This is a genomic window from Bartonella sp. AD328YNZD (genome assembly GCF_042196425.1).
The window spans coordinates 1-6,463 of sequence record NZ_JBHIQG010000128.1; the positions used below are offsets into that span (position 1 = coordinate 1).

At 37.5% G+C, this 6,463-nt stretch carries 5 protein-coding genes and 1 pseudogene; all 6 read left to right on the forward strand.

Annotation, left to right across the window (positions count from 1 at the left end; genetic code table 11):
- A partial coding sequence (locus ACFIO3_RS07065) for a heme lyase CcmF/NrfE family subunit (RefSeq protein WP_375704249.1) occupies positions 1-1,269 on the forward strand: 1,269 nt, incomplete at its 5' end.
- A gap of 1 nt (position 1,270) precedes the next feature.
- Positions 1,271-1,681 carry a cytochrome c-type biogenesis protein CcmH gene (locus ACFIO3_RS07070; protein ID WP_375606366.1) on the forward strand — a complete coding sequence of 137 codons (411 nt, stop codon included), beginning with the start codon at positions 1,271-1,273 and terminating at the stop codon, positions 1,679-1,681.
- Between the two features lie 216 nt (positions 1,682-1,897).
- Positions 1,898-3,409: a Do family serine endopeptidase gene (locus ACFIO3_RS07075; RefSeq protein ID WP_375606365.1), complete on the forward strand. Its 1,512-nt coding sequence runs from the start codon at positions 1,898-1,900 to the stop codon at positions 3,407-3,409.
- Between the two features lie 72 nt (positions 3,410-3,481).
- On the forward strand, positions 3,482-4,168 hold the full coding sequence (locus ACFIO3_RS07080; protein WP_273791552.1) for a response regulator transcription factor: 687 nt from the start codon (positions 3,482-3,484) through the stop codon (positions 4,166-4,168).
- Positions 4,165-5,547: an ATP-binding protein gene (locus ACFIO3_RS07085; protein ID WP_375606364.1), complete on the forward strand. Its 1,383-nt coding sequence runs from the start codon at positions 4,165-4,167 to the stop codon at positions 5,545-5,547. The genes ACFIO3_RS07080 and ACFIO3_RS07085 overlap by 4 nt, the downstream gene beginning before the upstream one ends.
- Before the next feature lie 77 nt (positions 5,548-5,624).
- Positions 5,625-6,463, forward strand: a pseudogene (locus ACFIO3_RS07090) (bifunctional [glutamine synthetase] adenylyltransferase/[glutamine synthetase]-adenylyl-L-tyrosine phosphorylase); the annotation flags it as partial.

The following is a 6,463-nucleotide window of genomic DNA, read 5'->3' on the forward strand; positions in this document are numbered from 1 at the left end:
TACTGGTTTTGGGATCCTGTTGAAAATGTTTCGTTTATGCCTTGGCTTTCAGGAACAGCTCTTTTACATTCTATTCTTGTTCTCGAAAAACGAGAAATATTAAAAAGTTGGACTTTGTTTTTGGCTCTGCTAACTTTTTCTCTTTCTTTAATGGGAACTTTTCTTGTTCGTTCGGGACTTTTAATTTCTGTTCATAGCTTTGCTATTGATCCAGCACGGGGGCAGGCAATTCTTGCACTTTTATTTTTCTTTACGGGAGCTGCTTTTCTTCTTTTTGCTTTGCGTACCCCTATTTTAAAAACAGAAAGATTTTTTCAACCAATTTCACGTGAAGGGTTTATTGTTTTAAATAACTTGTTACTGACAACAATAACAGCAACAGTATTGATTGGTACGCTTTATCCTTATTTTATTGAGATATTAACAGGGCAAAAAATTTCTGTAGGGGCTGCTTTTTTTAACCTTACCTGTGGACCGCTAATGGTTTTGCTGTTGTTGTTTGTTCCGTTTGGGACAATGATGGCATGGAAACGCGGTGATTGTCTTGCAGTTTTTGAACGGTTGTGGTTTGTTTTTGTATTGGTTGGTATCGTCTGTTTTATAATATTTTACGCGACATCTGTGCGTGATATTTTTGCAGTTTTAGGGATTGGGCTTTCAGCGTTTGTTTTTTTAGGCAGTTTAGCGGATCTATGGGGAAAGAGTGGATATGGCAAGAGAGCTTTTTCAGTACGCGTTAAGAGATTTCTTGGATTGCCATGGTCTACTTTTGGTGCAGCAATAGCACATATGGGATTAGGCGTTACATTATTTGGTATTGTTTGCGTGGCAAGTTTTGGGCAAGAACGTATTTTAATCATGAACGTAGGGGATAGGGTGACGATAGCGGATAAAACGCTTCATTTTGATGCAGTGTATGATGGTGTTGGTTCGAATTATTCGACAATGGAGTTTTATTTTAAAATATATGAAAATAAAAACATTGTAGGTCATGTAACAGCCTCAAAGCGATTTTATTCAAGCCAAAATACATCAACAACAGAAGTTGGTCTTAAAAATCATGGCTTATCACAGCTCTATATTGTACCGGGACATATTGATAATCGGGGTCTCGTTGTGCACATATGGTGGAAGCCTTATGTAATATGTATTTGGTTAGGGGCATTCATGATGGCTATGGGAGGATGTCTTTCTCTTTTGGGGTATTGGTTTCGCATTGGCATGTACAATAAGGTAGTGTTTGCTTTAAATTTTTGGAAAAGACATTGAGATGAAAAAAAAATTTTGGATTGTATTTTTTTTAATGGCAGCGTTTCCTTTTCGATTAGCAATAGCAGTAGAGCCGGATGAGATTTTAAAGGATAAGATTCTTGAAGCGCGAGCACGCCATATTTCATCGCATTTACGTTGTCCCGTTTGTCAAAATCAATCAATTGATGATTCAGATGCTGCTTTAGCACGTGATTTACGGCTTTTAATTCGGGAAAGGCTAAAAATGGGCTATAGTAATCAGCAAGTCACTGACTTTCTTGTTGAGCGATATGGTGAGTTTATTCTCTTGAAACCACCGTTGAATAAGATAACTTGGTTTTTATGGTTCTCGCCTTTGATCATTATTATCATTGGCGTAAGTATCATATTTTTCCACTTCAAACGGAATAATCATGAGTTATGTGAATGAAAAAGGACAGTCAAAAATGTCATTGCATTAAAAAAATGTTACATAAAAGAAAAAATAAGATTATCTGCAATGAGCAGACAATCTTATTGTAATTATATTAGGGAATACTGAAACCTTACAAAACTTTAATAATTTAGACAGAAAACGGTAAGGTCTGGTATTTTATAAGTGATCGGAATTGAAATAAAGGTATGATTGAATAGGAGCATAGAATAAATGGTTAAAAAGGCTTTCTTTAAAACGTTTGTCGCAGTGAGTTTTTCTGCGATATTGGAAAGTGCGCTGTTTTTTAGTGGATGTACATCAAGCTTGTGGATGACAAAGGCTCATGCAAGTTCTGTATTTACTTCGTTAATGCAACAACAGGGATTTGCCGATATTGTTGCTCAAGTGAAACCAGCCGTTGTAGCAGTACAAGTAAAGAGCAATAAAAAGAAAGAAGATAGGTTCTTTAGCAACTTTTTTAGTGGTCCAGGACTTGATCAATTACCAGATCAGCATCCTTTAAAAAGATTTTTTAAAGAGTTTTATGATTTTGATAAACCTAAAAATAAATTTCCGCACCAATCGCAGAGACTCCGTCCTGTTGCTTTTGGATCGGGTTTTTTTATTTCATCTGATGGTTACATTGTGACCAATGATCATGTGATTTCTGATGGAACAAGTTATACTGTTGTTCTTGATGATGGTACAGAATTGAATGCAAAGCTCATTGGGAAAGATCCCAAAACCGATCTTGCCGTATTAAAAGTGAATGATAAAAGAAAATTTTCTTATGTTGATTTTGGTGATGATTCAAAGCTTCGTGTTGGGGATTGGGTTGTTGCCATTGGGAATCCATTTGGTCTTGGTGGAACTGTGACAGCAGGTATTGTTTCTGCACGTGGACGTGATATTGGCACTGGTGTGTACGATGATTTTATTCAGATTGATGCTGCTGTTAATAGAGGAAACTCTGGTGGTCCAACGTTTGATCTTAATGGAAAGGTTGTTGGGGTTAATACAGCAATTTTTTCTCCTTCTGGAGGAAATGTTGGGATTGCTTTTGCTATTCCAGCAGCGACTGTAAAACAGGTTGTACAACAACTTATTGAAAAAGGTTCAGTTCAACGTGGTTGGTTAGGTGTTCAGATTCAGCCGGTAACAAAGGAGATTTCTGATTCAATAGGTTTGAAAGAAGCCAAAGGCGCTTTGGTTACTGATCCGTTAAAAGGACCGGCAGAAAAGGCTGGTATTAAAGCGGGTGATGTCATTATTTCAGTGAATAATGAAAAAGTTGCTGATGCGCGTGAGCTGGCGAAACGTATTGCAAATATTAAACCAGGAGAAATGGTAACCATAGGGATTTGGAGATCAGGTAAGGAGGAGAGCATCAAGGTTAAACTCGCTTCAATGTCTGAAGATGAAAGTAAGAAAGAGACTTCAAAATATTCAAATGGACAGAGTGATTTAGATGAAACATTGGAAGATTATGGTCTGATTGTTATGCCTTCTGATGATGGTGTAGGGGTTGTCGTAACGGATGTCGATACCGATTCAGATGCTGCAGATAAAGGGATACGCCCTGGTGATATCATTGTGACAGTAAATAATAAACCGGTTAAACGAATCTCTGATATTATTAACACAATCAAAAATGCTCAGCAGTTAGGACGAAAAGCTATACTCTTACAAGTGCGAACAAATGATCAAAATCGTTTTGTTGCTCTTCCAATTTTCAAAAAATAAAGCTTTAGTTGTAGGACAAATGTTTATTAAATATTTGTCCTACAACATAATAAAATAATGGAGATACGTTTTATGAAGATACTCGTTATTGAAGATGATCATGAGACGGGGCATTATCTCGAAAAAGCATTTTTGGAAGTAGGGCATTCTGTTGATGTTGCTTATGATGGAGATACGGGATATGCTTTAGCAACCACGGAAAATTATGACGTTATGGTTGTTGACCGAATGCTTTTGCATCGTGATGGTCTTTCTATTATTGCTGAATTGCGCGCTAAAGGCAATGAAACACCAGTTCTTATTCTGTCTGCTTTAGGGCAAGTTAATGATCGTGTAACGGGGCTGCGTGCAGGGGGAGATGATTATTTGACAAAGCCTTATGCTTTTTCTGAACTTCTTGCGCGTGTTGAAGTTTTACAACGGCGGAAAAATCCTAAAGAAGCAGAAACTGTTTACTGTGTAGGTAATCTTGAGCTTGATCGGTTAGCACATACGGTAAAACGGGGTGATAGAAACATTCTATTGCAACCACGAGAGTTTCGTTTGCTTGAATATTTGATGCGTTATGCGGGGCAGGTTGTTACACGCACTATGCTTTTGGAAAACGTTTGGAATTACCATTTTGATCCACAAACGAATGTCATTGATGTCCATATCTCTCGTTTGAGAGCCAAAATTGAAAAAGATTTTGATGTTCCCCTTCTCCATACAGTGCGTGGAGCTGGATATATGCTGAAAGTACCAGATAACAAAGCATGAATCGTTTGATTAATATAATGCGCACGACGGCGCTAAGGCTTTCAGCACTTTACATTTTATTGTTTGGATTGGTGGCAACAGGACTTTCGATTTATATGACGGCATTTTCTGCTTCATTGTTAACAGAGCAAACTGAACAGGCTTTACATGAAGAATTAAAGTATATTGAAAATGCTTATAATTATGGGGGATTATCCTTATTAATGCGCACTATTGATTATCGTTCAAGACAACCAGGAGCATTTCTTTATCTTGTTACAGATTCTATGGGGCGTATTTTAGCAGGAAATGTAGCGCGTATTGAATTAGGTCTTTTGAATCAGAGTGGTTTTATTTCTACCTCTTTTTTGTATTCCCGTTTTGGAGAACATGGCAAAACAAGTGAACATCGCGCTTTGGCGGTTATTGTTGACTTGCCTAATGCTATGAAGATTCTTATAGGACGTGATTTGGATGAGCCAGAACGTTTTGCAGTGGTTATTCGCAAAGCTGTGATCATTGCACTTGCTGCAATGGTTGGAGGCGCTTTACTCATATGGTTTTTTGTTGGCAGGAGAGCTTTACAAAGGATTGATCATGTAACGGCTGCATCACAGCGTTTGATGGATGGTGATTTCAGTGGGCGTTTACCTGTTTCTGGAGTAGGGGATGAGTTTGATCGATTGTCAACCAATCTTAATGTTATGTTAGACCGCATTGAAGAGTTAAATATTGGTTTACGTCAAGTATCAGATAATATTGCTCATGATCTGAAAACGCCGTTAACACGTCTTAGAAATCGCGCTGAAGAGGCGCTTTCAGGAAATAAGACAAAGCTAGAATATCGTCAGGTCCTTGATAGGGTTATTGCAGAATCAGATCAACTTATTTGTACTTTCAATGCGATTTTAATGATTTCACGTATTGAGGCCAGCAGTACAATTGAACATCTTGAAATGATTAATATGAAACTGATCATTGAGGATGCTGTTGAGCTTTACGAACCTTTTGCTGAAGAGTCAGGTGTTTTACTTCAGTTGGGAGATATATTTGATAAAGAGCTAAAATTGAATCGTGAGCTTGTTGCACAATCAATTTTTAATCTTATAGATAATGCAATTAAATATGCGCCTAAAGGTGGAAGGCAAGCGAAGGTTTGCTTATCAATGGAATATCGTGATGAACATTTATTAGTTGTTGTGAGCGATAATGGACCAGGAATAGCAGAGGATAAACGTGAAAAAGTGACAGAACGATTTGTTCGTCTTGAAGAAAGCCGCACACAACCTGGGTTTGGGATTGGTTTAAGTATAGCAAAAGCGGTTATGAAGCTTCATGGGGGTGAATTGTTACTTGAAAATGCAAATCCAGGGCTTAGGGCTATTTTGTTATTTCCTTAAAGATATTTTTCTTCACTTTTCTCTTTTCATACGTAATAACTATTTTAAAAGTATAAAGCAATAGAAAGGAAAGCAAAATGCTTTTCAAGGGAGCGCAGACGAAACAAGCTTTTTTAAAAACACAGCTTCTTTCTTTATGTCCTCTCGATAAAAGTGGTTCCCAATGGTTAAAAGACATGGAAGAACAAGCAAGGAAAGAAGGTTTAGAATCGCTTGTTTCCATCATTTCAGAGAGTGGAACGCAGATTGATTTTATCAGTTCGGTTATGACCTTATCTCCTTTTTTGCGTGAGGTTTTAATTGCCAATCCATCATATCTTAGTGTTTTATTAAATGTTGATATAGAAACAAGGCTGAGCGAAATTATAGATGATATTACGGCTATTGATAAGGATGAATCTATAAATGAAACTTCATTGATGGCTGCTTTAAGGCGCAAAAAACGAGAAGCGCATGTTCTCATTGCTTTAGCTGATTTGGGAGGTGTTTTTACTTACGAAATTTCATGTGCTTGGTTGACACGTTTGGGCGAAGCAGCATTAAGTGTAGCACTACGTTTTCTATTAAGAGAAGCGCATGATCATGGTAAGATTAATTTGCTAAGCCGCGAAAATCCAGAAAAAGACTGTGGTTTAATTATTTTAGGGATGGGAAAGCTAGGAGCAGGGGAACTTAATTATTCTTCTGATATTGATCTTATTGTTTTCATTGATGAAACATCACCTCATATTGGTAATCTTTCTGAAAGTGTTGACGTATTTTCTAAAATGGTACGCCGATTAATCCGTATCATTCAAGAACGCACTGCGGAAGGATATGTTTTTCGTCTTGATTTTCGTCTTCGTCCAGATCCAGGATCAACCCCTTTGGCCTTACCAGTAAGGACTGCATTGCGTTATTACGAAGGGCGTGGGCA